Annotated in this window: 1 pseudogene; it reads left to right on the top strand. The window is 63.7% G+C overall.

The annotated features are described in order from the left end of the window. Positions 1 to 284, top strand: a pseudogene (locus tag EN852_RS40115) (class I SAM-dependent methyltransferase); the annotation flags it as partial.

Raw genomic sequence — 284 nt, 5'->3', positions numbered from 1 at the left:
CAACCACCCGCTCGTGGCAGGGCTGGCGCGCGTCATCGCCAAGCATCCGCAGGCCGACATCGCCAACGCCTTCAACCACAAGCAGGTCGCCTGCAAGACGTGGGCGCTCGACAAGCTGTTCGAAAGCTGCGGCGGCCGGTTCGGGCGCATATGGGTTTTGGGTGGATGGTACGGCATATTGCCCGCAATGCTTTTCAACGACGCCCGCTTCGACATCGCGACGGTTGACAGCATCGACATCGATCCCGAAGTCGCGCCGGTTGCCCGGACCCTCAACCGGCAAG

This window comes from Mesorhizobium sp. M2E.F.Ca.ET.209.01.1.1, assembly GCF_004010375.2.
Classification (GTDB): Bacteria; Pseudomonadota; Alphaproteobacteria; order Rhizobiales; family Rhizobiaceae; genus Mesorhizobium.
The sequence above is the reverse complement of the archived record's forward strand: the minus strand, read 5'-3'. Positions and strand labels throughout refer to the sequence as shown.